This is a genomic window from Amycolatopsis sp. WAC 04182 (assembly GCF_003947465.1).
In the GTDB taxonomy this organism is placed as follows: domain Bacteria; phylum Actinomycetota; class Actinomycetes; order Mycobacteriales; family Pseudonocardiaceae; genus Amycolatopsis.
On record NZ_QHJJ01000005.1, the window covers coordinates 90,274 to 115,387 of the forward strand.

Consider the following 25,114-nt stretch of genomic DNA (forward strand, 5'->3'; position numbering starts at 1 on the left):
GGGCTCCCGCCTCCGCTCGCCAACTCCTCTAGTCGCATCAACCCCAAGGGGATGTAAAGACGTGCTGGACGTCAACTTCTTCGATGAGCTCCGCATCGGCCTCGCCACCGCCGACGACATTCGTCAGTGGTCCTTCGGCGAGGTGAAGAAGCCGGAGACCATCAACTACCGGACGCTCAAGCCCGAGAAGGACGGCCTCTTCTGCGAGAAGATCTTCGGCCCGACCCGGGACTGGGAGTGCTACTGCGGTAAGTACAAGCGAGTCCGCTTCAAGGGCATCATCTGCGAGCGCTGTGGCGTCGAGGTCACCCGCGCCAAGGTGCGTCGTGAGCGGATGGGCCACATCGAGCTGGCCGCTCCCGTCACCCACATCTGGTACTTCAAGGGTGTTCCCTCCCGCCTGGGCTACCTGCTCGACCTGGCGCCGAAGGACCTCGAGAAGATCATCTACTTCGCGGCCTACGTGATCACCGGTGTGAACACCGAGCTGCGGCACAACGACCTGCCGACCCTCGAGAACGAGATCGGTGTCGAGCGCAAGAACCTCGAGACCAAGCGCGACGCGGACATCGAGGCACGGGCGCAGAAGCTGGAAGCCGACCTGGCCGAGCTGGAGGCGGAGGGCGCCAAGTCCGACGTCCGCCGCAAGGTCAAGGAAGGCGGCGAGCGCGAGATGCGTCAGCTGCGTGACCGCGCCGGTCGCGAGCTGGACCGTCTCGAGGAGGTCTGGACGACCTTCACGAAGCTCGACACCCGTCAGCTGATCGCCGACGAGCTGCTCTACCGCGAGCTCGTCGACCGCTACGGCGAGTACTTCACCGGCGGCATGGGCGCGGAGGCCATCCAGAAGCTGGCCACCGAGTTCGACGTCGCCGCGGAGGCCGAGAGCCTGCGCGACACCATCCGCAACGGCAAGGGGCAGAAGAAGCTCCGCGCGCTGAAGCGGCTCAAGGTCGTCGCGGCCTTCCAGGCCACCGGCAACGACCCGCGCGGCATGGTGCTCGACGCCGTCCCGGTGATCCCGCCGGACCTGCGCCCGATGGTCCAGCTCGACGGTGGCCGGTTCGCCACCTCCGACCTGAACGACCTCTACCGCCGGGTGATCAACCGGAACAACCGGTTGAAGCGGCTGATCGACCTCGGCGCGCCCGAGATCATCGTCAACAACGAGAAGCGGATGCTGCAGGAGGCCGTCGACGCGCTGTTCGACAACGGCCGTCGCGGCCGCCCGGTCACCGGTCCCGGTAACCGTCCGCTGAAGTCGCTGTCCGACCTGCTCAAGGGCAAGCAGGGCCGGTTCCGTCAGAACCTGCTCGGCAAGCGTGTCGACTACTCGGGCCGTTCGGTCATCATCGTCGGTCCGCAGCTGAAGCTGCACCAGTGCGGTCTGCCGAAGGACATGGCGCTCGAGCTGTTCAAGCCGTTCGTCATGAAGCGGCTGGTCGACCTGAACCACGCGCAGAACATCAAGTCCGCCAAGCGGATGGTGGAGCGGTCGCGTCCGCAGGTGTGGGACGTGCTCGAAGAGGTCATCACCGGCCACCCGGTGATGCTGAACCGTGCGCCGACCCTGCACCGCCTCGGTATCCAGGCCTTCGAGCCGCAGCTGGTCGAAGGCAAGGCCATCCAGCTGCACCCGCTGGTCTGCGAAGCGTTCAACGCGGACTTCGACGGTGACCAGATGGCCGTGCACCTCCCGCTGTCCGCGGAGGCGCAGGCCGAGGCCCGCATCCTGATGCTGTCGGCGAACAACATCCTTTCGCCGGCGTCGGGCCGTCCGCTCGCCATGCCGCGACTGGACATGGTGACGGGTCTGTTCCACCTGACCCGCCTGAACGAGAACGCCGAGGGCGCGGGCAACGCGTACTCGTCGCCCGCCGAGGCGATCATGGCGTTCGACCGCAAGGCGCTGAGCCTGCACGCCCCGGTCAAGATCCGCATCACCGACCGTCAGCCCGCCAAGGCCGACGAAGCGGCGCTCGCGGAGAAGGGCTGGGAGCCGGGCAAGATGTGGCTGGCCGAGACCACCCTGGGCCGCGTGCTGTTCAACGAGCTGCTGCCGGCGGACTACCCGTTCATCAACGAGCCGATGCCGAAGAAGCGTCAGGCCGCGATCGTGAACGACCTCGCCGAGCGCTACTCGATGACCCAGGTCGCGCAGACCCTGGACCGCCTGAAGGACGCCGGTTTCTACTGGGCGACCCGTTCGGGCGTCACGGTCGCGATCTCCGACGTTCTCGTCCCGACCGGCAAGAAGGCCATTCTGGACGAGTACGAAGGCAAGGCCGACCAGGTCGAGAAGCGGTACCAGCGTGGTCAGCTGTCGCACGCCGAGCGCAACAACGAGCTCGTCAAGGTGTGGACGCAGGCCACCGAAGAGGTCCACAAGATCATGGAGACGGCGCTGCCGGACGACAACCCGATCGCGATGATCGTGAAGTCGGGCGCGGCGGGCAACATGACGCAGGTCCGGTCGCTGGCCGGTATGCGTGGTCTGGTGTCGAACCCGAAGGGTGAGTACATCCCGCGTCCGATCAAGGCCAACTTCCGTGAAGGCCTGTCGGTGGCGGAGTACTTCATCGCGACGCACGGTGCCCGTAAGGGTCTGGCGGACACGGCGCTCCGTACCGCCGACTCGGGTTACCTGACCCGTCGTCTGGTGGACGTGTCGCAGGACGTCATCGTCCGCGAGGTCGACTGTGGCACCACCCGCGGCATCAACATGCCGATCGGCGAGGACATCGGCGACGGCAAGGTCCTGCGCGACCAGCACGTCGAGACCAGCGTGTACGCGCGGAACCTGGCGACCGACGCGGTCGACGCCAAGGGCAACGTCGTGCTCAACGCCGGTGACGACATCGGTGACCCGGCGATCGACAAGCTCATCTCGAGCGGGATCTCCAAGGTCAAGGTGCGCTCGGTGCTGACCTGCGAGTCGGCCGTCGGTATCTGCGCCACCTGCTACGGCCGGTCCATGGCGACCGGTCAGCTCGTCGACGTCGGCGAGGCCGTGGGTATCGTCGCGGCCCAGTCGATCGGTGAGCCGGGTACGCAGCTGACGATGCGTACGTTCCACCAGGGTGGTGTCGCCGGTGACGACATCACGACCGGTCTGCCCCGTGTCCAGGAGCTGTTCGAGGCCCGGGTCCCGAAGGGCAAGGCGCCGATCGCCGACGTCGATGGCCGGGTGCGCATCGAGGAGAGCGAGCGGTTCTGGAAGATCACGCTGATCCCGGACGACGGCAGCGAAGAGATCGTCTTCGACAAGCTGTCCAAGCGTCAGCGGCTCGCGAACACCCCGAACGGCCCGCTGGGCGACGGTGACCGGGTCAACGTCGGTCAGCAGCTGCTCGAAGGCACGCCGGACCCGCACGAGGTCCTGCGGGTCATGGGACCGCGCGAGGCGCAGATGCACCTGGTTGACGAGGTCCAGAAGGTGTACCGGGCGCAGGGTGTGTCGATCCACGACAAGCACATCGAGGTCATCGTCCGGCAGATGCTGCGCCGGGTGACGATCATCGACTCCGGTGCCACGGACTTCCTGCCGGGCGAGCTGCCCGAGCGGACCAAGTTCGAGGCGAAGAACCGGGCGTCGGTCGCCGAAGGCGGCGAGCCCGCCTCGGGTCGTCCGGTGCTGATGGGGATCACGAAGGCCTCGCTGACCACGGACTCGTGGCTGTCGGCGGCCTCGTTCCAGGAGACCACGCGTGTCCTGACCGACGCGGCCATCAACGGCCGCTCGGACAAGCTCGTGGGCCTCAAGGAGAACGTGATCATCGGTAAGCTGATCCCGGCCGGTACCGGGATCAACAAGTACCGCAACATCCAGGTGCAGCCGACCGAGGAGGCGCGGGTCGCCGCTTACGCGATCCCGTCCTACGACGACGGCTACTACACCCCGGATGTGTTCGGCTCCACGCCGGGCGCCGCGGTGCCGCTGGACGACTACGACTTCGGCCGCGACTTCCGCTGACCGAAGCGAAATCCACGAGAAGGGCCCCCGCCGATCCGGCGGGGGCCCTTCCCGTTCCCGGAATGTTCCAGTTTGAACCCCTTCACCCGAAATAGGTAGGCGCCCCCTGCGGAACTCGTTAAATTGATCTGGTTCCACGCGGCTCGGGGGCTGTGCGCATTCCATTGGGTTATCTGGGGAGACTCTGCGTGAGCAAAAGACCTGGCGCGAGATCCATCGCGCGTACTGGGGTTGTCCTTTTCGCCGCCATGGCGGCATTGACCGGCGTGTACGCCACGCCCGCTGTAGCGGATCCGGAGCCTTCGGCGCCTGTCTCCACCACACCGGCGACATCCGAGGCGCCGTCGAGTTCCACGACTCCGTCGCCCAGCGTGCCACCTGCGGAGAGCTCGGCTCCCGCGGCGCCGAAACCGCAGGCCGAGCGAGCGAAAATCGAGGCCTCGGCCGTCTTCGACAAGCTGTCTTATCGGACCGACGAGGACGTCCGTTTTACTTTCAAGATCAAAAATGTCGGCACCGTCGACGCGAACGGGATCTGGGTCTCCCAGTCGTTCAGTGAGCCGACCGATTTGGTGGTCCCCCACGAACCGGGCTGGGGACCGCTCGTGCTCGGACGGGAGAAAAAGAACCTCAAGCCGGGCGAGAGCTTCGAGCTCCCGATCGCCGGGAAGGTCAAGGACCTCGAGAGCTCCTCCGCCGTCGTGCAGGGAAACATCTTCGACGACAGCAGGTTCAGGGTCGGTGAGTTCTCCGGCACCACGAAGATCACCAAAGAGACCGGCCGCGTGACGGGTGTCGTCTATGGCGACAAGAACGGCAGCGGCACGCTCGACGACGGGGAAAAGCTGGACGGCATAACCCTCAAGCTGCAATACAACTATGGCCCCACCAATTTCACCGCCACGAGCGATGCGGGCGGTCGGATCGAGTTCGGTGATGTCCCCGCTGCCGAGTATCGCTTCGGTGGCGAGGTGATCAAGGGCTGGTTGTTCCCGTCCAAGCTCGTCAAGATCGAGCCCGGTGAGAAGGACTTGCTCCTTCGAGGCTCGCCGCCGTTGAACGGCGCGTTGAAAGCATCGCTGGCCTTCGCCAAGGACACCTATCAGCCTGGTGAGACCGCGCATGTCTCCGTGACGCTGACCAACTCCGGAACGGTCCCGCTCAGCGGCATCGTGGCCGCATGCAATCGCGCGGGTGCCGACCATGCTCTCAAAGGCAGGTCCGGTTGGGGAGAACTCGACTCCGGCACGGACGGCGCCACGATCGCTCCGGGACAGACGAGGACGTTCGACGTGTCGGAGAAGGTGCCGGGCGCCGCGCTCAACGTCGGCTATGTCGGGGTGGAGTGTGACTTCGGCTATGGCGAGGTCGACATCGACAACCACGCCACGGCCCATGCCAGAGCGGCGGTGCCGGGTGGTGTCGCCTCCGTCGTCGGGGAAGTCGTGCACAACGCAGGCCCGGACAAGCCCCGAGAAGGTCTTTCCGGCGTCAAGGTCGTACTCGTCTCCAAGGGTGACTGCCCGGTCGCGGGTGAGACGACGACCGACGAAAAGGGACACTTCGAGTTCCGCAAGGTAGCGCCTGGGCCGGACTACAGCCTGTACTTCCTGCCCCCTCAGGGCTGGCGGATCAAGTACGACAATCCGACGTCGATCCTTGTCGTGGGCCCGGAGGACAACGTCGGCCGGACGTTCGTCGAGGCCGAGAAAGGCGAGGCTCCGCTTCCTGCCGTGCCCGCCCAGCCTTCGACCTGTGGCAAGCCCGGTACCACCACTCCGGTACCTGGTGCGCCGGGCGGAGAGCAGGGTTCCGGCGGCGGACAGGGCGGTTCGGGGCTGGCCAGCACCGGAGCCGACGTGATCTGGCTCGGTGCGCTGGCGCTGGCCGCGCTGGGTCTCGGCGCGGTTCTGATCTTCGGTGCCCGCCGCCGTCGCAGGCCTGTCGAGTAAACAGCGACCATCACGAGAAAGCCCCCGGTCTCACACCGGGGGCTTTCTCGTATGCCGACAACCTAAGCCACTTGAAATAGGTACTGGCTCTTCGTGAACCCCGATAGGGTGATTCAGTTCTACGCGGTTCGGGGGCTATGCGCATTTCCATCTGGGTAATCAGGGGTGACTCTGCGTGAACAAATCACCAGGCGGTAGATCGAGCTTTCGTACTGGGGCGGTCTATCTCGCGACCTTCGCCGCGGCGGCGGCATTGACGGGCGTATTGGCCACGCCCGCCGGAGCGGATCCGGCACCTTCGTCACCGGCATCGAGTGCGCCGGCGACATCCGAAGCACCGGCGAGTTCCACTCCGCCGCCTAGTTCGTCGGTTGCGGAAAGCGCACCTCCGGTGGCGCCGAAGCCGCAGGCCGAACGGCCGCAGCTCGTATCTTCACTGGTCTTCGACAAGAGCGAATTCCGGACCGACGAGAACGTCACCTTCACTTTCAAGGTCAAGAACACCGGCACCGCCCGCGCTGTGGGCCTCAAGGTGGTCCCTTTCATCAGCGATCCGTCCGACCTGTCGGTCCCGTCCGATCCCGGCTGGGGAGAACTGGACCGCCTCAGGTCCGGTAAGACGCTTGAGGCAGGAGAGACTTTCGAGGTCAAGGTCGCCGGGCAGATCCAAGATCTCACCGCTGCCAAGACCGTCGTCCGCGGCTACGTTCAAGACGGCACCGGGGCAGGCGCCGGGGAATTCAAGGAGTCCGTCGACATCGTCAAGGTCTCCGGGCACGCGAAGGGCGTCGTGTTCGGCGACAAGAACGGCGACGGCCGAGCCGACGACGGCGAACAGCTGTCCGGAATCACCCTCACCCTGAGGTACTTCAACGGCTCCACCACGTACGAGGCCACGAGCGACGCGGCCGGGAAGATCGACTTCGGCGATGTCCCGGCCGCGAAGTTCTACCTCGGCGGCGTCGAACTCAAGGGTTGGCACTTCCCGTTCGAGATCGTGCGGATCGGGCCGGACTTGAAGGATCTGCTCGTTCGCGGAGCACCGCCGCTGAACGGCGCGTTGAAAGCGTCGATGGCCTTCACCCAGGACAGCTACAAATCCGGCGATCTCGCGCACGTCACCGTGACCTTGACCAACTCTGGTTCGATCCCGCTCACAGGCATCGTCTCCGGTTGTGACCGCTTCGGATCCGGCTACGCGTTGAAGGGCGGCGCGAGTTGGGGAGACCTCGGATACCTCGGGAACGGGGTGACGATCGCGCCCGGCGAGACTCGCGCGATCGACGTATCCGAAAAGGTGCCGGACGCCACTGTCCACAGTGGCGTGGTCACGGTGAGCTGCGACTTCGGTTACCGCGACGTCGATAACGACGGTCACGCGAACGCCCACGACCAGGCGGCCGTCCCTGGAGCCTTGGCCACCGTCGTCGGTGACGTGGTTCACCTCGCCGGCCAGGGTGAGCCGAAGGGCGTGAGCGGGGTCAAGGTCGTGCTCGTCTCCGATGGGAAGTGCCCTGTCATCGGTGAGCGGACGACCGACGCCGAAGGCCGCTTCGAGTTCCGCAAGGTGGTGCCGGGGCCGGAGTACAAGGTGTACCTCCTGACGCCGCAGGGATGGCGGATCCAGTACGAGAACCCGAGGTCGATCCATGTCGCCGGGCCGGAGGACAAGCCGTGGCAGGTGCGAGTGGAGGCCGAACCCGGTGAGGCGCCCGCGCCCACCGTGCCCACACAGCCCGCGGACTGCGGCAAATCCGAAACCCTGGCTCCGACGACCACGCCCGCCGGACAGGGCACCGGTGGCGGACAGGGTGGTTCGGGGCTGGCCAGCACCGGCGCCGACGTGATCTGGCTCGGCGTGCTCGCGCTTGCCGCGCTGGGCCTCGGAGGGGTTCTGGCCTTCGGCGCCCGCCGCCGTCGTCAGCCTGCCGAATAACAGCTACACACCCCGAGAAAGCCCCCGGTCGATCCCAGACCGGGGGCTTTCCCTTTGCCCGGCCCGACCTGCGTTTAGCCCCCTAATCGCGATCTGCGTCGGGCGAGCGCAGGTCGGGGGCCGGGTGGGCGCAGCGCGACGGCGGCGCGAAAGCTCCGGTGTCGCGCTGCGCCCTGCAGGCTTCTCGGCATCAGAGTTCCCGGGATTGGGTAACGAACTCGTAACGCCGCTGCGGGGTGAGCGGGCGGGTTACTGGTCCGTTGTGACCTGCGGTAGTGCCGCCAGGTGGCCTAATTCCCACTACGCGGAAAACCGCCACCCGTTCGGCTCAACGGCCCATCCGCATCGTGGGAAATTCACCCTGCCGTGGGGTGTCTCATTCTTTGATCACGAGATTGACACTCCAGCGGCTTCACACGAGTATTTCGCCCATGCAATCCCCAGTCGCCTTGGTGTGGCGCCGGCACGTCGACTTGCGGCAGCAAGCCAGCGCGCTGTGTATGGATTCCTGACCCTTTCCGGGCTTACTTGATCAGCGTATTCGCAACGGCTGCGACGGTTCCTCGTACGCTGACGCTTTCCGCTGTGCCGCAACGGTTTCGTACTGGAACCGGCGGCTGATTGCTTTCCCTTGGATCCGTGCCGGTGACGCCTGTGCGAAAAGGGGGAGAGGTGTGCCAATTGTCTGGCGCTTCGGTAGCGAAACAGGGAGAAAGAATGCTATCCAACTCGCCAAAGTGGCGAAAAGTGGTGATCGGCGCCTTGGCGGCGGCGCTCGCCGTGGGAACGGTGACCTATACCGGCTCCACGACGAGCGCTTACGCCGACGTCCAGGTCGTCAAGGACGCGAAGAAGGCGGCCGACGGCAAGGAGTACTGGGTCCAGAACCACCTGGTGTCCAAGGACGTCGCGGCGTCCCGGAGCGCGGACGGCAAGCGCAAGAAGTGGCTGCTGGTCTGGGCCGGTGACGAGAACATCGCCGACACCCTGGTCAAGGACGTCAAGAACCTGCCGGGTTCGCTCGGCGGCGGCCTGAACAAGATCAAGAACGCGTTGCCCGGTCCGGACTTCCTCGCCGTGATCGATGCGACGCAGGGTTCGCCGACGTACGGCAAGGTCGTCAACACCGCCACCGTCGGACCGCTCGTCGAGAACGAGCCGCATCACATGCAGTACGTGTGGCACAAGGGAGACACGATCTACGCCGGCGCGCTGTTCGCCGCCGCGACGTACGCCTTCGACGTCTCCGCGTTGCCGCAGCTGAAGCTCAAGGGCGTCAGCCTCCCGACCCAGACCCTCGGCGGCTCCGTGCCGGACGCGTACTGGGTGCTCAAGGACGGCACCGCGTACGGCACGTACATGGGCGGTCCGGTCGTGCCCGGCCCGCACACCTACGCCAACGGTTCCACCGTGGTGGGCAACGGTTTCGCCGGAAGTCCCGGCGAGGTCGTCCGCTTCGACCAGAACGCGCAGGTGCTGTCCGAGTCCCCGGCGGCCACACCGCAGGGCGACAACAAGAAGCTGTGCGACAACCTCCCGCAGCTGGACAAGCCGACCTGCGCCAACCCGCACGGCATCCAGGCCCGCGAGGACCTCAACACCCTGGTCACCAGCGACTACGCCGAGCCGCGCAACATCATCCTCGACCCGGTGAAGCAGCCGTCGCCGTATCTGCGGCGGCCGACCGTCCGCACGTGGGACATCTCCGACCGCAACAAGCCGAAGCTCAAGGCGGTCTCGTACCTGCCGGACGGCCCGAGGGCCGATCCCGCGGACCCGCTGCATGCGGAAAGCCGCGCGGTCATGGAGACCACGGTGACCAACCTGCCCGGTCACAAGGGCGCGTTCGCCCAGACGATGCAGGGCGGCGCGGTGTTCTACACACCGGACATCACCGCCAAGGAACCGCACTGGATCCAGGTGTTCGACGACGGCGCCGCCAACAAGGCGATCCACCCGAACAACGACTCCAACGGCGGTGGCTCCAACGGTGGCTGGATCCAGACCAGCCCCGACGACAAGTACCTCTACCGCGCGATCACCGGACGCTCCAAGGGCGCCCTCGGCCCGCACGACCCCGGCACCACCGGCGGCGTGTACGTCCTCGACATCCAGAAGCTGGTCGCCGCCGGCGACAAGGTCGAGAACATCAAGGGCCGGATCGACACGAAGGAGAAGTCCCAGCAGGGCGGTGGCGGCGACCTGCCGACCGTCGTCGGCGCCGCGCCGATCAACCCGGGTACGCCCGGCGGCGGCCCGCACTGGGGCGCGTACGACAACTTCGTGCTCGGTGACGACGGCTTCTACCACGAAACCGACAAGCCGCAGCATCTCGCGGTGTCGAACTACTTCGTCGCACGGTCCGGTTTGGACGGTGACCACAAGGTCAATCTGCTGAACCTCGGCGAGGACGGAAAGGTCGCGGTCGACCAGAACTTCCGTGACGAGTTCACCGGACAGGTCGGGATCAACTTCAACCGGAAGACCTGGCCGCACGGGTCCTTCGGCAACGCCAAGCCGCACTCCGAACTGTTCGTCGTGGCGGACGCGGATCTCAAGTAACCCTGCTCGGCGCGGAAGGCCGTGGGCGGCGGGCACACCCCGCCGCCCACGGTTCCGCCGGACTACTCGGAGAAGGTCCCCATGGATCACCACGTCATACCGGCGAGCTCGGGTGCGGCCGGAGTCGGCATCGCACTGGTCCTGCTCCGGCTCGGCCTCCTGCTGGCGACCGCTTTCCTTGCCGGCACGGGAATCCTTCGTCCGCTGGTGGGTGAACTGCCCCGACGGCTCCGGCTCACCATCGCCGTCCTCGGTGGGGTTTCCGCCACGCTCGCCGCGGTTTCCGCCTTCGCGACCGACGTCAACGTCATCGCGCTGATCGTGCATCTCGTGCTCGCGCTGGCCATTCCCGTCCTGATCCGCAGGCCTTCGGCAGGCCGCTGGGCCGCCCTCGCTCTCGCCGCGCTGGTGGTGCTCGAAACCTCGCTCGGGCGGACAGGTGTCGAGTTCGCCATCGACACCGTTTATGTCGCGGCCGCGGCCTTGTGGTTCGGCGTCACCGTTCTCTCCGTCTGGGTTCCCGCCGATCAGTGGCGCCAGACGAACTTCCGGCTCGGCCCGCTTTCCCTGACACTCGGCGGACTTCTCGTCGTCGCGGGGACTGTCCAGCTGTTCACTTCGGGACTCGGTTTCGACCGCCGGATCTACGGCACACTTTTCGGCCTCACCTTGCTGGTGGCCGCTGTGCTGCCGGTCGCCGCCGGTTTCTTCTTCTCCCGCAACGATCCCACGCGCGCCTATCGGTTCGGCGCGGTCGCCGTGGCCGTCGCCTTCGTTGCCTGGAGCGCCCTCGCGGCCATTCCCAAACCGCCTGAGCTCCCGGTTCCCGGTGTCGCGCTGCTCGCCGACGCCTCACTCGGTGAGCAGCGATTCCCCGTGCTGGTGAGTCCGCAGCGGCCCGGCAAGAACCTCGTCCATTTCCCCGCGAGCGCGGGAGAAGACCTGTCCGCCGGAATCGAAGGCGGCCTGGTCGGCAAGGCCATCGTGCGGCCCGGCGCCGAGGGCACCTGGGCCGAGGTCGACTTGCCGAAGGGACGCAGCGACCTCGTCATCAGCCGCGGTGAGGAAAAGACGAAGATCGAGGTCGACGCGGGGGAGGAGGCGGGCCTCGCCATCGAGGACGCGGACGCACCGGAGTGTGCTTCGGCGGCGCTGGGCGGCCTGATCGCCGACCGTCGTGAAGTCCTCACCTCATGCCCTGCGGACGCGCTTTCGAGTGAGGACAGCGGTTCTCTCGTCAAGCTCGTCGAATTCCTCGCCGGGCGCAAACCTTCCGCGCTCACTCTCGTCGAGGACAGCTCGCGGCGCGGCGTGGCCGCCGCGAAGCTGGTCCGAGAGACCGCCGCGCGTTCCGGTCTGCCGGTGCAGGCCGAGGCGGGGCCGAACACCGCGCTGGTCGTCGTGTCCGGCTGGGCGGGTGGCTACACGGCGATGACCCGCGCGGCCGAGTCCCAACGGCTCAAGCCGACCCATCAATACGGCCTGTACCTGGCGCCTTGGCTCCTGAACGGGCCGATCGTCAACTCCGTCGCGAGTTCTTCGGTGCCGTTGAGGTTCGACCCGCGCGAGCAGGTCGCCGTGAGTTTCGCGGTCGCCGCGGGCAACGCCTTCGGCGGCGAAAGTCCCACGCTCGGCGGGTTCCGGAGCTGGCTGGGCGACCAGTGGAGGTCCATCAACGGCGATGTCCAGATCTTCGCGGCGGCGCAGGTCAACGCCATGCCGATGTACCCGGGCGAACCGCACGCCGTCGGGATGATCGCGGACCGGAACTACGCGGGGCAATGGATCCCCGACGGAACGATCGTGCCGGTCAGTTCGGTACTGCGGTGAAGTTCGATTTCAACGAAAGAATGGGAGAAGAAATGAAGCGAATCACGGCCCGTGTGCTGCTGCCGCTCGCCGTCGCGGGCGCGCTGTCCGGACTCGCCGGCGGGGTCGCCTCGGCCGACCCGCTGCCGACCGGTGGCGACGGCCCCGCGGTCTGGCTGATCCCCGGTCTCGACCTCGGCGGACTGCTCGGCCCGACCGTCCCCGTGCCCACCGACGTCCTCGCCCCGATCTACGGGATCATCACGCCGATTTCGTAAAACCGTTACCAGCAAAGGAGAATCTCATGAAGAAGACCTTCGTCCGCGCGGTCACCGGCGCGGCGCTCGCCGGCCTCGTCGTGCTCGGCTCGGCCGCTCCGGCGCTCGCCGTCCAGGATGCCCCGAACGATGTCGTGGTCGTCGACGAACCCGACACGAGCGACCTCGACAACATCTGGACGTTCGCGCCGCTCGGCGTCCCGGTGCTGGGCCTCATCCAGTCCCTCAACGGCGTACCCGGCCGGCTGCTGCCGTCCTGACTTCCGCGGCGGCGCGGCTCTCGGGCCGCGCCGCCGCTTTCGGACAGGAGGACCGATGGCCGACAGACAACTGATCGGGCGCATCGCCATCGCGGGGATCGTGGTGGCCGCGCTCGCGACCTGTGTGGTGCTGCTCAACGGCGGCGAGGAGCCGCAGGCCGAGACGGTGGCCGTGGTCGGCGAGCCGATCGAGGCCGCGCCGTCGCGGGGGCCGGATCGCACGATCACGCGGACGCTCAGCCAGGCGCAGCCGCAGCCGGTGTCGAACGACTGGCGGATCGCGTACGAACTCGCCGGGACGGGGACCGCGACCGTGGTCTACGACTCGAACGGGCTTGGGCTCGTGCATCAGGAGCTGCAGGTGACACTGCCGTGGCGCAAGGAGCTCACGTGGAAGAACACCGGCACCCCGCCGACCGTCCAGCTGATGGGGCAGGGCGAGGGCGCCGTCGAATGCCGGGTGGCCGTGGGCGGCGCCGTCGTCACCTCGGAGAAGTCCGCTCCCGGCGAGGTCGCCACCTGCGCCGGCCGCCTGGCCCCCTCCTGACCTGCGTTTAGCCCCCTAATCGCGATCTGGCGCCCAGCGAAAACCGGTGGCCAGGATAGGCAGAATGTAGGCATGACCTGGAGCTTCGAAATCACCCCCGTCGATCACCCGGACGCCGCTCAGCTGCTGCGTGAGTACCTCGACGAGATCGCATCCCGCTACTACGGGCGCCAGGTCAGCGAGGAGGAACTCGACGCCGCGCTCGAGGAACACCACAGCCGGAACCTCGTCCCGCCGACCGGCGCCTTCCTGCTCGCGTGGCGCGACGGGGTCCTCGCCGGGTGCGCCGGGCTGCGAGTCGCGACCCCCGACATCGCCGAGCTCACCCGCGTCTTCCTGCGGAAGTCCGAACGCGGCAAGGGCGGCGCGGCGCTGCTCGTGGCCGCCGCGGAAGACGTCGCCCGCGGCCTCGGGGCCACACTGATCCGCCTCGACACCCGCGACGACCTCGTCGAGGCGAGGGCTCTGTACGCACGCCTCGGCTACGAGACGGTCGAGCCCTTCAACGAAGACCCCTTCGCGGACCACTACTTCGCTAAGTCCCTGGCCCCGGCCGTGCCGGATCGCGTTTAGCCCGCTAAACGCGATTGAGGGGTGCCTGGCCGGCGACGTCGGTCAGGTAGTCCAAGGTGCGCAGCAGCCGGGGGCCGCTCGGCAACGACTTCGGCACCACCGCCACCGTCCGGCCGGACGTGTGGAACTCGCGGCACCGGCCCACGTTCGCCAGCAGCCATTCGCGGACCTCGGGACGCAGCACGAATCCGGGATTCGAGCAGTCCACTTCGGATCCGCTGATCGAGAGCGTGCAGTCGGGCATGGCCGCCCCCACCTCGACGTGCACGACCGTCCGCAGCGAACCGGACTCCCGGGTGCCGTCCTGACGGAACCCGGCACCCGGCTGGTGGTACCGGTAGACGCCGAAGGGCACCCCTCGGTGGGTGCCCACCACGGCCTGGTCGATCGACTCGCCGGTCCGCCGCAACGGGGCGGGCGCCCGGCCCGTCGCGGCCTGCTCGTGCCGCCCGCCCGAGGACCCGAGCCGGGCACCGCTGAAGAAGTCCCAGCCCCGGTCCTTGGCCAGCTTGGCCAGCCCGCGCTTCTTCGCCGCCCCGGCGGCGATCCACCAAGCGGCCAGCACGAGGGGCAGCGCCACCGCGGCGATGGCGACGATCCATCCGGTCACGGCTCAGAAGTCCAGATTGTCGCTGGTCTCCTCGGTCGTCTGCTCGTCGTCACCCACGGAACCGTACTCGCCGGCCTTGATCCCGCCCGACGTGTACGTGCCGACCTTCCCGGTGACGCCGGCCGCGACCTCGCCCTTCTCCCTGCCTGTCTCCGGCGTCTTCCAGCTGCCGTCCGGATTCGTGGCCTTGCCGAGCCCGACGGTGTTCAACGCGGCCTTCTTCGTGGCCGACGTCATCCGCTCACCGAACCCGTCCGCGAGCCTGCCGCCCATGGCGCCGTCCTTCGAGGCGAACTTGCCCCACGCGGACGCGCCCGGCCCGGCCGCCAGCTGCGCGGTGGCCTTGTTGTTGGCCATCAGGTCCTTGTAGTTGCCCTTCCACTTGCCGAAGAACTCCTTGAGCTTGCCCAGGAACTGCTTGATCTTGTCGAGCAGCTGGCGGAGCTTGTTCAGGAACTTCTGCACCTTCGACGTCGTGGAGACCGCGCGGGTGGCCGTCAGCCCGCCCGCCGTCGCCGTCGAGCCGCCGCAGGTCGGGACGGCCGCGGCCAGCGCGGGGATCCAGATCATGACCAGCCAGGTGATGAACTCGGTGAGGATCGCCTTGATGAACTCCTCGATCACCGTCATCACCATGCTGGAGATCTGCAGCAGCTGCGCGATGTCCCCGGCCTGCGCCGCGATCCCGTCGATGCCCTGCCCGAACTTCGCCAGCTTCTCGCCCGCCGCGTTCGCCGCGTCACCGTCCCATTGGGACAGTGACTTCACCGCGTTGTCGCCGAATTCCTTGCTGTACTTCTGCAGCCAGACACCGATGTTGTTGAAGTTGCTTGCCGCGTTGGACAGCGCCGGGCCGTCGCCGCTGACCATGTGGATGGCGTCCTGGATCGGCTGGCACACGTTCATCAGGAAGCTGAGCCCCTGGCCGACCAGCCAGCCGATCGGGTCGCTCGCGATGTCCGCGACGCCGGCGCAGGAGCTGATGAACCCGGCCCCGCTGGCGGCGATGGTGCCGATGTCGCTCGCCTGGAAGCCGTCCGCGGTCGCGCTTTTGACCGTGTTGAAGGTGCTGACCCCGCTGCCGAGCGGACCGGGCAGGGACGTCAGCATCTTGTCCGTGCGGATGACGTCCGGGTTGTAGTCGTTGATCTTGATCCCGGTGTGCTCGCCGGTGATCTTCTGGTCGGCCACGATCGTTCCCCCTTGTTACTTGGCCGGTCCGATTTTCGGTGTCCGCGACTGCGCGGGCTGCTCGAGCATCTTGAGGATCTCGTTGAGCGACTTGACGTTGTCCTCTTCGTTGCGTTCGTAGATGGTGGCCGCGTTGCCGAGCTTCTCCGACGCCGCGGTCAACCCCGCCGACATCTCGATCAGCAGATCCTGCAGATCGGTGAGCATCCCCGTGTATTCGTTCTTCACGAACAGGCCGACCACGCCCCAGGATTCGTCACCGACGTCGGACTGCTGCACCAGCCGCCCCACCTCGGCCGGGACCCGGACGTCCTGCGCGAGCTCGCCCGAGTAAGTGCGCAGAGCGCTGATGACAACCGCGTGTCCCTCGCCCATCAGTGACCCCTCCTCAAGCACCTTTCCGGTGCGGATCGTCGTGATCGGCCCCTTGGACCCGGAGGCGCCGTGCCCGGTTCCCTGGACCTTCGAATCGCGTTCAGCCCGCTAAAGGCGTTCAGCGGTCGTCTTCGTCGAACAGGTTCTTCAGGAAACGGTCGCCGTCGGACGCGACGGCCGGCGGCGCGGTGGGCTGCTGCGGCTCCGCTTCGGACCGCAGGACCGAGCGCTCGGAGTAGTCGTCGGGCTGCTCGGCCCGTTCCCGCGCGGGAACGTCTTCCATCTGCGCCTTCAGGTCCTCGACCGTGGTCCCGAACAGTTCCGCCTGAGTCTCCAGCACCTGGTCGACGAGGTGGAGGTCGTCGCCCATGTGCTCTTCGACGATGGTGGCCTGCTTGCGGGCCGATTCGGCCACGGCCTGCTGGATGGTCGACATCAGCGCGGCCGAGAGGCCCTCGGGACGCTGGCGCAGGGCCTCCTCGGTGAACCGGACGTCCATGATGGCGCCGCCGGGGCCTGCCACCACGGTCACCGAACGGTCGGGCGATGTCGCCGTCGCCTCGAGCCTGCTCAGCTCGTCTTGCATACCGCCGATGTTCGCCAAGCGATCGTCGACGTTCTGAAGCTTGGACTGGAACTTGTCGAATTCCGCGACCAGCTGTTCGAACTCGGCCGACATGGGACCTCCCGTGCATTACGTGTGACCGGTGTCATCGTGACCTATTCACCGGTTCGACGCGACGCCGTCAGTCCTGGATCCACTTCGGCTCACCCGTTAGGAAGAGGGCATCGTCCAGGCCTCTCCGCCGCAGCCCAGAGCGCGTTTAGCCCGCTAAACGCGCTCTGGGGCGGTCGTCCCAGAGGTCAGGTCGCCCGTCCTGAAAGATTCACGGGAGGCCTTTCGGTGCGGGTGTCCTTTCCGGATCCATCCGGCTCACCCGATAGGGGAATAGGTAGCGTGGTTCGCCGAGCAGGGCGGTATCAGTACGAACGAGGGGAGGCGTCGTGGACGCCGAGCAGAAGGAAAGCAGCGAAGAACCCAGGCGGGGGAGTCACGCGGCGCCGGAGGGGGCACCCGTGCATCCGTTGATCGACCTTTCCCGGGACCCGCATCCGGGCCGGGCGGACCACGCCAAGCCCGACGAGGAATGATGGTGGCCGAAACGCCGTTCCATCAGGGTCGCCGCGGCGTGACGCCCGGCACGATATAGTTATCGACCCCCCGATTTGGCCGGTCCGGAAGTGGCCGGGTATCTTTGGAGACCGTGCCCGGCAGGCGTCGGGCCGTCCCGTGTGCCGTGCGGCATGGACGGGGTGCTCAGGCATCCGGTCCGAAGGCTTCGCCCACGCGGGATCCGACGGAAAATCCCTACGGGAAGTTACCGGTCGCAAGACCGTGACGCGGGCCGACACGCCCGACCGCGGGGGCCGGAGACAACACGTAGTAGCAAGATCGCGAACAGAAAGCTGGTCCATTGCCCACGATCCAGCAGCTGGTCCGTAAGGGCCGCCAGGACAAGGCTGCCAAGCAGAAGACCGCGGCCCTCAAGGGGAGCCCGCAGCGGCGTGGCGTGTGCACTCGCGTGTACACCACAACCCCCAAGAAGCCGAACTCGGCGCTTCGCAAGGTCGCTCGTGTGAAGCTGACCAGCGGCATCGAGGTCACCGCCTACATTCCCGGTGAAGGCCACAACCTGCAGGAGCACTCGATGGTGCTCGTGCGCGGTGGTCGTGTGAAGGACCTGCCGGGTGTCCGTTACAAGATCATCCGCGGTTCGCTCGACACCCAGGGTGTCAAGAACCGTAAGCAGGCGCGCAGCCGGTATGGCGCGAAGAAGGAGAAGAGCTAATGCCCCGCAAGGGTCCGGCCCCGAAGCGGCCGCTGATCTCTGACCCCGTCTACGCATCCCCGCTGGTCACCCAGCTGGTGAACAAGGTGCTGAAGGACGGCAAGCGGTCCCTGGCCGAGCGCATCGTCTACGGCGCCCTCGAAGGCGCTCGCGAGAAGACCGGCACCGACCCGGTCGTCACGCTGAAGCGCGCCCTCGACAACGTGAAGCCCACCATCGAGGTGAAGAGCCGCCGCGTCGGTGGTGCCACCTACCAGGTGCCGATCGAGGTCAAGCCGGGACGCTCCACCACGCTCGCGCTTCGCTGGCTGGTCTCCTTCTCGCAGGCCCGTCGCGAGAAGACCATGATCGAGCGTCTGCAGAACGAGCTCCTCGACGCGAGCAACGGCCTCGGCGCCAGCGTGAAGCGGCGCGAGGACACGCACAAGATGGCCGAGTCCAACAAGGCCTTCGCGCACTACCGCTGGTGATGTCCGCCCGGCTGCCGATCAAAGCCTTGCCGGGCCCCAATTTTGAGACAGGGGAACACTCTCGTGGCACGTGAAGTGCTGACCGACCTGAACAAGGTCCGCAACATCGGCATCATGGCCCACATCGACGCCGGTAAGACCACCACCACCGAGCGGATCCTGTTCTACACCGGGGTCAACTACAAGATCGGTGAAGTCCACGATGGCGCCGCCACCATGGACTGGATGGAGGAGGAGCAGAAGCGGGGTATCACCATCACCTCGGCTGCCACCACCACTTTCTGGGCCGATCACCAGATCAACATCATCGACACCCCGGGTCACGTCGACTTCACCGTCGAGGTGGAGCGTTCGCTCCGCGTGCTCGATGGTGCCGTCGCCGTCTTCGACGGCAAAGAGGGTGTCGAGCCGCAGTCCGAGCAGGTCTGGCGTCAGGCGGACAAGTACGAGGTTCCTCGTATCTGCTTCGTCAACAAGATGGACAAGCTCGGCGCGGACTTCTACTTCACCGTCCGCACCATCGAGGAGCGCCTCGGCGCCCGCCCGCTGGTCATCCAGCTGCCGATCGGCGCCGAGAACGAGTTCGAAGGCGTCGTCGACCTGGTCCGCATGAAGGCGCTGACCTGGCGCGGCGAGGTCCAGAAGGGCGAGGACTACGCCGTCGAGGAGATCCCGGCCGAGCTCGCCGACAAGGCGGCCGAGTACCGGGAGAAGCTGGTCGAGGCCATCGCCGAGACCGACGACTCCCTGATGGAGAAGTTCCTCGAGGGCGAGGAGCTGTCCGAGGCCGAGATCAAGGCCGGTATCCGGAAGCTCACCGTGAACCGCGAGGCGTACCCGGTGCTCACCGGTTCCGCGTTCAAGAACAAGGGCGTCCAGCCCATGCTCGACGCGGTCATCGACTACCTTCCGTCGCCGCTGGACGTCCCGGCCGTCGAGGGCACGCTGCCCGACGGTGAGACCGTCGTGTCGCGCAAGCCGTCGACCGAGGAGCCCTTCTCCGCTCTGGCGTTCAAGATCGCCGCGCACCCGTTCTTCGGCAAGCTGACCTACATCCGGGTGTACTCGGGCAAGGTCGCCTCCGGCGCGCAGCTGATCAACGCCACCAAGGAGCGCAAGGAGCGCATCGGGAAGCTCTTCCAGATGCACTCCAACAAGGAGAACCCGGTGGACGAGGCCCAGGCGGGCCACATCTACGCGGTCATCGGCCTGAAGGACACCACCACCGGTGACACCCTCGCCGACCCGCAGAACCCGGTCGTCCTCGAGTCGATGACGTTCCCGGCGCCGGTCATCCGCGTCGCGATCGAGCCCAAGACCAAGGCCGACCAGGAGAAGCTGTCCCTGGCGATCCAGAAGCTGGCCGAAGAGGACCCGACGTTCCAGGTCAACCTGGACGAGGACACCGGCCAGACGATCATCGCCGGTATGGGCGAGCTGCACCTCGAGGTGCTGGTCAACCGCATGAAGTCCGACTACAAGGTCGAGGCGAACATCGGTAAGCCGCAGGTCGCCTACCGCGAGACGGTGCGCAAGACGGTCGAGAAGCTCGACTACGTGCACAAGAAGCAGACCGGTGGTTCCGGTCAGTTCGCGAAGGTCATCGTCAAGCTCGAGCCGCTCGAGTCCACCGACGGTGCCCTCTACGAGTTCGACAACAAGGTCACCGGTGGCCGCGTGCCGCGGGAGTACATCCCGTCGGTCGACGCGGGCGCGCAGGACGCCATGCAGTACGGCGTGCTGGCCGGCTACCCGCTCGTCGGGTTGAAGTTCACCTTGTTGGACGGCGCGTACCACGAGGTCGACTCTTCGGAAATGGCCTTCAAGATCGCCGGCTCCATGGCGATGAAGGAAGCCGCGAAGAAGGCCGGTCCGGTCATCCTCGAGCCGCTGATGGCCGTCGAGGTCACCACGCCCGAGGACTACATGGGCGATGTGATCGGCGACCTCAACTCCCGCCGTGGCCAGATCCAGGCCATGGAGGAGCGCGCCGGTACCCGTGTCGTCAAGGCACTGGTCCCGCTGTCGGAGATGTTCGGTTACGTCGGCGACCTGCGTTCGCGTACGCAGGGACGTGCCAACTACTCCATGGTGTTCGACTCCTACGCCGAGGTTCCCGCGAACGTCGCGAAGGAAATCATCGCGAAGGCGACGGGGGAGTAGTTCCCGTCCGCTCGCGGGCATAAGGAACACTCCTGAACGTCCGCAGCATCCGTCAAGAAACGAATCCCCGTCCGACAGCCACGTTGGCCGGTGAGTAAGCAAAACAGTCCAGGAGGACATTCCAGTGGCGAAGGCGAAATTCGAGCGGACCAAGCCGCACGTCAACATCGGGACCATCGGTCACGTCGACCACGGTAAGACCACTCTGACCGCGGCGATCACCAAGGTTCTGCACGACAAGTACCCCGAGCTGAACACGGCGTCGGCGTTCGACCAGATCGACAACGCGCCGGAAGAGAAGCAGCGCGGTATCACGATCAACATCTCGCACGTCGAGTACCAGACCGAGAAGCGTCACTACGCCCACGTGGACGCCCCCGGTCACGCGGACTACATCAAGAACATGATCACCGGTGCGGCGCAGATGGACGGCGCGATCCTCGTGGTCGCGGCGACCGACGGCCCGATGCCGCAGACCCGTGAGCACGTGCTGCTCGCGAAGCAGGTCGGCGTGCCCTACATCGTGGTCGCGCTGAACAAGGCCGACATGGTCGACGACGAGGAGATCCTGGAGCTCGTCGAGCTCGAGGTCCGCGAGCTGCTGTCCTCCCAGGACTTCCCTGGTGACGACGCTCCGGTCGTCAAGGTCTCCGGCCTGAAGGCCCTCGAGGGCGACGCCAAGTGGGGCGAGAGCGTTCTCGAGCTCATGGCGGCCGTCGACGAGAACGTGCCGGACCCGGTGCGTGAGCTCGACAAGCCGTTCCTGATGCCGATCGAAGACGTCTTCACGATCACCGGCCGTGGCACGGTCGTGACCGGCCGTATCGAGCGTGGCCGCGTCAACGTGAACGAAGAGGTCGAGATCGTCGGCATCAAGGAGAAGTCGACCAAGACCACCGTCACCGGTGTCGAGATGTTCCGCAAGCTGCTCGACCAGGGTGAGGCCGGCGACAACGTCGGTCTGCTGGTCCGCGGTATCAAGCGCGAGGACGTCGAGCGCGGCCAGGTCGTCGTGAAGCCGGGCACCACCACCCCGCACACGGAGTTCGAGGGCTCGGTCTACATCCTGTCGAAGGACGAGGGTGGCCGTCACACCCCGTTCTTCAACAACTACCGCCCGCAGTTCTACTTCCGTACCACGGACGTGACCGGCGTCGTCACCCTCAAGGAGGGTGTCGAGATGGTCATGCCGGGCGACAACACGGACATCAGCGTCGTGCTGATCCAGCCGGTCGCCATGGACGAGGGTCTGCGTTTCGCCATCCGTGAGGGTGGACGGACCGTGGGCGCCGGCCAGGTCACCAAGATCATCAAGTGATTTAACGCCGACCCGGGGGTCTGATACACCCCCGGGTTCAAGGCGTCAAATCACGTGTGCGACACTATTCAGGTTGCTCGTCCTGGGGCGGCCGAACTCTTCGGGGTTCCGGCCGCCCTGGTATGAGCGGCCACGGTCCGCGGAGCACTTCCTTCGGGTGAGGCTAGCGGGCAAGGGCGTTTGAGACGGCGATTCAAGCTTTTCCGCCGGCTCGATGCCTCCTCACGTTGAGGAAGACCAGGCAAGACGAAGATCCCGCGGGATCCGTCTGTGCGTCGGGCTCGACACGCCCGACCGCGTGGACCGGGGACAGGGCCGTTGAACTGGGAAAACCTCAGTCAGACTGAGGTTTGAAAAGACAAAAGCGGCACGAGACGACAAGGAACGAGCAGCCACCATGGCGGGACAGAAGATCCGCATCCGGCTCAAGGCCTACGACCACGAGGCGATCGACACCTCGGCGCGCAAGATCGTCGAGACGGTCACGCGCACCGGCGCCCGTGTTGTCGGGCCGGTGCCGCTGCCCACCGAGAAGAACGTTTACTGCGTCATCCGCTCGCCGCACAAGTACAAGGACTCGCGCGAGCACTTCGAGATGCGCACGCACAAGCGTCTGATCGACATCCTCGACCCGACGCCGAAGACGGTCGACGCGCTCATGCGCATCGACCTGCCGGCGAGCGTCGACGTCAACATCCAGTAGCAGCGGCTGGCGAGCGGCGGAGAGTAAGAGACTCATGTCTGACAGGCAAGTGAAGGGCATCCTGGGCACCAAGCTCGGCATGACCCAGGTCTTCGACGAGAACAACCGGGTCGTCCCGGTGACCGTCGTCCAGGCCGGGCCGAACGTGGTCACCCAGGTTCGGACCCAGGAGAACGACGGCTACAAGGCCGTGCAGCTGGCTTTCGGCGCGGTCGACCCGCGCCGGGTGAACAAGCCGCGCACCGGCCACTTCGACAAGGCGAGCGTGACCCCGCGTCGTTACCTTGCGGAGCTGCGTACCACCGACGCCGAGACCTACGAGGTCGGCCAGGAGATCACCGCCGAGGTGTTCGAGGCCGGTATCGAGGTCGACGTGACCGGTACCAGCAAGGGCAAGGGCTACGCCGGTGTCATGAAGCGTCACGGCTTCAAGGGCCAGGGCGCGAGCCACGGTGCCCAGGCCGTGCACCGCAAGCCCGGCTCGATCGGTGGCTGCGCCACCCCGGGCCGTGTCTTCAAGGGCCTGCGCATGGCGGGCCGGATGGGCAACGACCGGGTCACCACGCAGAACCTGACCGTGCACGCGGTGCGTGCCGAGGACGGCCTGCTGCTGATCAAGGGCGCCGTGCCCGGTCCCAAGGGCGGCCTGCTGTTCGTTCGCAGCGCCGCGAAGGGTGGTAACTGAACATGACCAGCGTCGAGCTGAAGACCCCGGCCGGTAAAGCCGACGGCACGGTCGAGCTCCCCTCGGAGATCTTCGACGTGCAGGCCAACGTGCCCCTCATGCACCAGGTCGTGGTGGGCCAGCTGGCCGCCGCTCGCCAGGGCACGCATGACACCAAGACCCGCGGTGAAGTCCGCGGTGGTGGCAAGAAGCCGTACCGCCAGAAGGGCACCGGCCGCGCCCGCCAGGGTTCGACCCGTGCGCCGCAGTTCACCGGTGGTGGCGTCGTCCACGGCCCCACGCCGCGTGACTACACCCAGCGCACCCCGAAGAAGATGAAGGCCGCCGCCCTGCGTGGCGCCCTCTCCGACCGGGCCCGCGCCGGACAGCTGCACGTCGTCACCGAACTGGTGACCGGCGAGAAGCCGTCCACCAAGTCCGCCAAGGCCGCCATCGCCGCGGTGACCCAGGCCAAGCGCGTTCTCGTGGTGCTGCACCGCGACGACGAGCTGAGCTGGAACTCGCTGCGGAACCTGGCCGAGGTCCACATCATCACGCCCGACCAGCTCAACACCTACGACGTGTTGGTCAACGACGACGTGGTGTTCACCAAGGCCGCTTACGACGTGTTCGTCGCCGGCCCCGTCCGGGGCAAGGGCGCGAAGGCTTCGGCCCGGTCGAGCGAGGTTGAAGGGAGTGACGAGCAGTGAGTGCGATCGCCATCCCCGATCCCCGCGACATCTTGCTCGCGCCGGTGATCTCCGAGAAGTCCTACGGGCTGCTCGAGGACCACAAGTACACGTTCATCGTCCGCCCGGACGCCAACAAGACCCAGATCAAGATCGCGGTCGAGAAGGTGTTCGGCGTCAAGGTGGTCAGCGTCAACACGGCCAACCGCCAGGGCAAGCGTAAGCGGACTCGCGCCGGCTTCGGCAAGCGCAAGGACACCAAGCGCGCCATCGTGACTCTTTCGGCTGAGAGCAAGCCGATCGAGATCTTCGGCGGACCCACCGCGTAAAGGACTGAGCTGACACATGGGCATCCGCAAGTACAAGCCGACGACCCCGGGTCGTCGCGGTTCCAGCGTCTCCGACTTCGCCGAGATCACTCGGTCCACCCCGGAGAAGTCGCTGCTGCGTCCGCTGAGCAAGTCCGGCGGCCGTAACTCCAGCGGCAAGATCACCACCCGTCACAAGGGCGGTGGCCACAAGCGCGCGTACCGGCTGATCGACTTCCGCCGGAACGACAAGGACGGCGTTCCCGCCAAGGTCGCGCACATCGAGTACGACCCCAACCGGTCCGCTCGTATCGCGCTCCTGCACTACGCCGACGGCGAGAAGCGCTACATCATCGCCCCGGAGAAGCTCAAGCAGGGTGACACGGTCGAGAACGGCCCCCGCGCCGACATCAAGCCGGGTAACAACCTGCCGCTGCGCAACATCCCGGTCGGCACCGTGATCCACGCGATCGAGCTCCGCCCCGGTGGCGGCGCGAAGATGGCGCGGTCCGCCGGTGCCAAGGTGCAGCTGGTGGCGAAGGACGGGCCGTACGCCCAGCTTCGTCTCCCGTCGGGCGAGATCCGCAACGTCGACGTGCGCAACCGCGCCACCATCGGCGAGGTCGGCAACTCCGAGCACTCCAACATCAACTGGGGCAAGGCGGGCCGTAACCGCTGGCGCGGCAAGCGCCCCACCGTCCGTGGTGTCGTCATGAACCCGGTCGACCACCCGCACGGTGGTGGTGAGGGTAAGACCTCCGGTGGTCGCCACCCGGTGAACCCGAACGGAAAGCCCGAAGGCCGCACCCGCCGCCGCAAGGCCTCCGACGCCATGATCGTCCGCCGCCGGCGTACCGGCAAGAAGCGCTGAGCAGGGAGGTAG

23 protein-coding genes are annotated in these 25,114 nt (G+C 66.7%); 19 read left to right on the forward strand and 4 right to left on the reverse strand.

Annotated elements, in window-relative coordinates:
* Positions 1-61: 61 nt before the first annotated feature.
* The 9 genes from DMH01_RS26325 (at position 62) to DMH01_RS26365 (ending at position 13,890) form a co-directional block, all read left to right on the forward strand.
* Positions 62-3,973 (forward strand): DNA-directed RNA polymerase subunit beta', encoded by a 3,912-nt coding sequence (locus DMH01_RS26325; protein ID WP_125679945.1) that lies wholly within the window; start codon positions 62-64, stop codon positions 3,971-3,973.
* 248 nt (positions 3,974-4,221) lie between these two features.
* On the forward strand, positions 4,222-5,925 hold the full coding sequence (locus DMH01_RS26330) for an SdrD B-like domain-containing protein (RefSeq protein WP_125679946.1): 1,704 nt from the start codon (positions 4,222-4,224) through the stop codon (positions 5,923-5,925).
* A gap of 391 nt (positions 5,926-6,316) precedes the next feature.
* Positions 6,317-7,861: an SdrD B-like domain-containing protein gene (locus tag DMH01_RS26335; RefSeq protein ID WP_233621672.1), complete on the forward strand. Its 1,545-nt coding sequence runs from the start codon at positions 6,317-6,319 to the stop codon at positions 7,859-7,861.
* A gap of 717 nt (positions 7,862-8,578) precedes the next feature.
* Positions 8,579-10,423 (forward strand): selenium-binding family protein, encoded by a 1,845-nt coding sequence (locus DMH01_RS26340; RefSeq protein WP_233621673.1) that lies wholly within the window; start codon positions 8,579-8,581, stop codon positions 10,421-10,423.
* A gap of 81 nt (positions 10,424-10,504) precedes the next feature.
* Positions 10,505-12,253, forward strand: coding sequence for a hypothetical protein (locus DMH01_RS26345; RefSeq protein ID WP_125679947.1), 1,749 nt, complete (start codon positions 10,505-10,507; stop codon positions 12,251-12,253).
* A gap of 32 nt (positions 12,254-12,285) precedes the next feature.
* A complete protein-coding gene (locus DMH01_RS26350; RefSeq protein WP_125679948.1) occupies positions 12,286-12,510 on the forward strand; it encodes a hypothetical protein in 225 nt (74 codons plus the stop codon).
* Positions 12,511-12,536: 26 nt separating this feature from the next.
* A complete protein-coding gene (locus DMH01_RS26355; protein WP_125679949.1) occupies positions 12,537-12,770 on the forward strand; it encodes a hypothetical protein in 234 nt (77 codons plus the stop codon).
* A 55-nt stretch (positions 12,771-12,825) separates the two neighbouring features.
* On the forward strand, positions 12,826-13,317 hold the full coding sequence (locus tag DMH01_RS26360; protein ID WP_125679950.1) for a hypothetical protein: 492 nt from the start codon (positions 12,826-12,828) through the stop codon (positions 13,315-13,317).
* Positions 13,318-13,389: 72 nt separating this feature from the next.
* Positions 13,390-13,890 (forward strand): GNAT family N-acetyltransferase, encoded by a 501-nt coding sequence (locus DMH01_RS26365; protein ID WP_125679951.1) that lies wholly within the window; start codon positions 13,390-13,392, stop codon positions 13,888-13,890.
* A gap of 4 nt (positions 13,891-13,894) precedes the next feature.
* Here the strand turns inward: DMH01_RS26365 and DMH01_RS26370 are convergent, their stop codons facing one another.
* From DMH01_RS26370 to DMH01_RS26385, 4 genes are all read right to left on the reverse strand, one after another.
* Positions 13,895-14,500: a hypothetical protein gene (locus DMH01_RS26370; RefSeq protein ID WP_125679952.1), complete on the reverse strand. Its 606-nt coding sequence runs from the start codon at positions 14,498-14,500 to the stop codon at positions 13,895-13,897.
* A 3-nt stretch (positions 14,501-14,503) separates the two neighbouring features.
* Positions 14,504-15,691: a hypothetical protein gene (locus DMH01_RS26375; protein ID WP_125679953.1), complete on the reverse strand. Its 1,188-nt coding sequence runs from the start codon at positions 15,689-15,691 to the stop codon at positions 14,504-14,506.
* A 15-nt stretch (positions 15,692-15,706) separates the two neighbouring features.
* On the reverse strand, positions 15,707-16,066 hold the full coding sequence (locus DMH01_RS26380; protein ID WP_125679954.1) for a hypothetical protein: 360 nt from the start codon (positions 16,064-16,066) through the stop codon (positions 15,707-15,709).
* A 118-nt stretch (positions 16,067-16,184) separates the two neighbouring features.
* The gene (locus DMH01_RS26385) at positions 16,185-16,745 is read right to left on the reverse strand and encodes a YbaB/EbfC family nucleoid-associated protein (RefSeq protein WP_125679955.1); all 561 of its coding nucleotides are present in this window, start codon (positions 16,743-16,745) and stop codon (positions 16,185-16,187) included.
* A 326-nt stretch (positions 16,746-17,071) separates the two neighbouring features.
* Here DMH01_RS26385 and DMH01_RS26390 point away from each other — a divergent pair, with 326 nt between their 5' ends.
* The 10 genes from DMH01_RS26390 to rplB all read left to right on the forward strand — a co-directional run bounded on the left by DMH01_RS26390 (position 17,072) and on the right by rplB (position 25,102).
* Positions 17,072-17,218 (forward strand): hypothetical protein, encoded by a 147-nt coding sequence (locus DMH01_RS26390; protein WP_091597937.1) that lies wholly within the window; start codon positions 17,072-17,074, stop codon positions 17,216-17,218.
* A gap of 323 nt (positions 17,219-17,541) precedes the next feature.
* Complete coding sequence (gene rpsL / locus DMH01_RS26395; RefSeq protein WP_003102113.1) at positions 17,542-17,916, forward strand: 30S ribosomal protein S12; 375 nt, start codon at positions 17,542-17,544, stop codon at positions 17,914-17,916.
* Positions 17,916-18,386: a 30S ribosomal protein S7 gene (gene rpsG / locus DMH01_RS26400; RefSeq protein WP_007031033.1), complete on the forward strand. Its 471-nt coding sequence runs from the start codon at positions 17,916-17,918 to the stop codon at positions 18,384-18,386. The genes rpsL and rpsG overlap by 1 nt, the downstream gene beginning before the upstream one ends.
* 63 nt (positions 18,387-18,449) lie before the next feature.
* Positions 18,450-20,549, forward strand: a complete 2,100-nt coding sequence (gene fusA, locus DMH01_RS26405) for an elongation factor G (RefSeq protein WP_125679956.1) — start codon at positions 18,450-18,452, stop codon at positions 20,547-20,549.
* Between the two features lie 124 nt (positions 20,550-20,673).
* Entirely contained in the window at positions 20,674-21,867 is a 1,194-nt protein-coding gene (gene tuf, locus DMH01_RS26410; RefSeq protein ID WP_125679957.1) for an elongation factor Tu, read from the forward strand.
* A gap of 397 nt (positions 21,868-22,264) precedes the next feature.
* Positions 22,265-22,570 (forward strand): 30S ribosomal protein S10, encoded by a 306-nt coding sequence (gene rpsJ / locus DMH01_RS26415; protein WP_003102098.1) that lies wholly within the window; start codon positions 22,265-22,267, stop codon positions 22,568-22,570.
* Between the two features lie 34 nt (positions 22,571-22,604).
* A complete protein-coding gene (gene rplC, locus DMH01_RS26420) occupies positions 22,605-23,255 on the forward strand; it encodes a 50S ribosomal protein L3 (RefSeq protein ID WP_007031036.1) in 651 nt (216 codons plus the stop codon).
* Positions 23,256-23,257: 2 nt separating this feature from the next.
* Positions 23,258-23,944 (forward strand): 50S ribosomal protein L4, encoded by a 687-nt coding sequence (gene rplD, locus DMH01_RS26425; protein WP_034304244.1) that lies wholly within the window; start codon positions 23,258-23,260, stop codon positions 23,942-23,944.
* Positions 23,941-24,252, forward strand: a complete 312-nt coding sequence (gene rplW / locus DMH01_RS26430; RefSeq protein WP_005166778.1) for a 50S ribosomal protein L23 — start codon at positions 23,941-23,943, stop codon at positions 24,250-24,252. Before rplD ends, rplW begins: the two co-directional genes overlap by 4 nt.
* Positions 24,253-24,268: 16 nt before the next feature.
* On the forward strand, positions 24,269-25,102 hold the full coding sequence (gene rplB, locus DMH01_RS26435; protein WP_005166779.1) for a 50S ribosomal protein L2: 834 nt from the start codon (positions 24,269-24,271) through the stop codon (positions 25,100-25,102).
* Positions 25,103-25,114: the final 12 nt, after the last annotated feature.

What these genes read in the sequence shown, in the direction of transcription:
- DMH01_RS26380 (WP_125679954.1), bottom strand. Translation starts at nt 16,066, where the DNA reads ATGGGCGAGGGACACGCGGTTGTCATCAGCGCTCTGCGCACTTACTCG.
- rplC (WP_007031036.1), top strand. Translation starts at nt 22,605, where the DNA reads ATGTCTGACAGGCAAGTGAAGGGCATCCTGGGCACCAAGCTCGGCATG.
- DMH01_RS26350 (WP_125679948.1), top strand. Translation starts at nt 12,286, where the DNA reads ATGAAGCGAATCACGGCCCGTGTGCTGCTGCCGCTCGCCGTCGCGGGC.
- DMH01_RS26355 (WP_125679949.1), top strand. Translation starts at nt 12,537, where the DNA reads ATGAAGAAGACCTTCGTCCGCGCGGTCACCGGCGCGGCGCTCGCCGGC.
- DMH01_RS26385 (WP_125679955.1), bottom strand. Translation starts at nt 16,745, where the DNA reads ATGTCGGCCGAGTTCGAACAGCTGGTCGCGGAATTCGACAAGTTCCAG.
- rplD (WP_034304244.1), top strand. Translation starts at nt 23,258, where the DNA reads ATGACCAGCGTCGAGCTGAAGACCCCGGCCGGTAAAGCCGACGGCACG.
- DMH01_RS26330 (WP_125679946.1), top strand. Translation starts at nt 4,222, where the DNA reads ATGGCGGCATTGACCGGCGTGTACGCCACGCCCGCTGTAGCGGATCCG.
- rplB (WP_005166779.1), top strand. Translation starts at nt 24,269, where the DNA reads ATGGGCATCCGCAAGTACAAGCCGACGACCCCGGGTCGTCGCGGTTCC.
- DMH01_RS26345 (WP_125679947.1), top strand. Translation starts at nt 10,505, where the DNA reads ATGGATCACCACGTCATACCGGCGAGCTCGGGTGCGGCCGGAGTCGGC.
- DMH01_RS26360 (WP_125679950.1), top strand. Translation starts at nt 12,826, where the DNA reads ATGGCCGACAGACAACTGATCGGGCGCATCGCCATCGCGGGGATCGTG.
- rpsJ (WP_003102098.1), top strand. Translation starts at nt 22,265, where the DNA reads ATGGCGGGACAGAAGATCCGCATCCGGCTCAAGGCCTACGACCACGAG.
- DMH01_RS26365 (WP_125679951.1), top strand. Translation starts at nt 13,390, where the DNA reads ATGACCTGGAGCTTCGAAATCACCCCCGTCGATCACCCGGACGCCGCT.
- rpsG (WP_007031033.1), top strand. Translation starts at nt 17,916, where the DNA reads ATGCCCCGCAAGGGTCCGGCCCCGAAGCGGCCGCTGATCTCTGACCCC.
- DMH01_RS26340 (WP_233621673.1), top strand. Translation starts at nt 8,579, where the DNA reads ATGCTATCCAACTCGCCAAAGTGGCGAAAAGTGGTGATCGGCGCCTTG.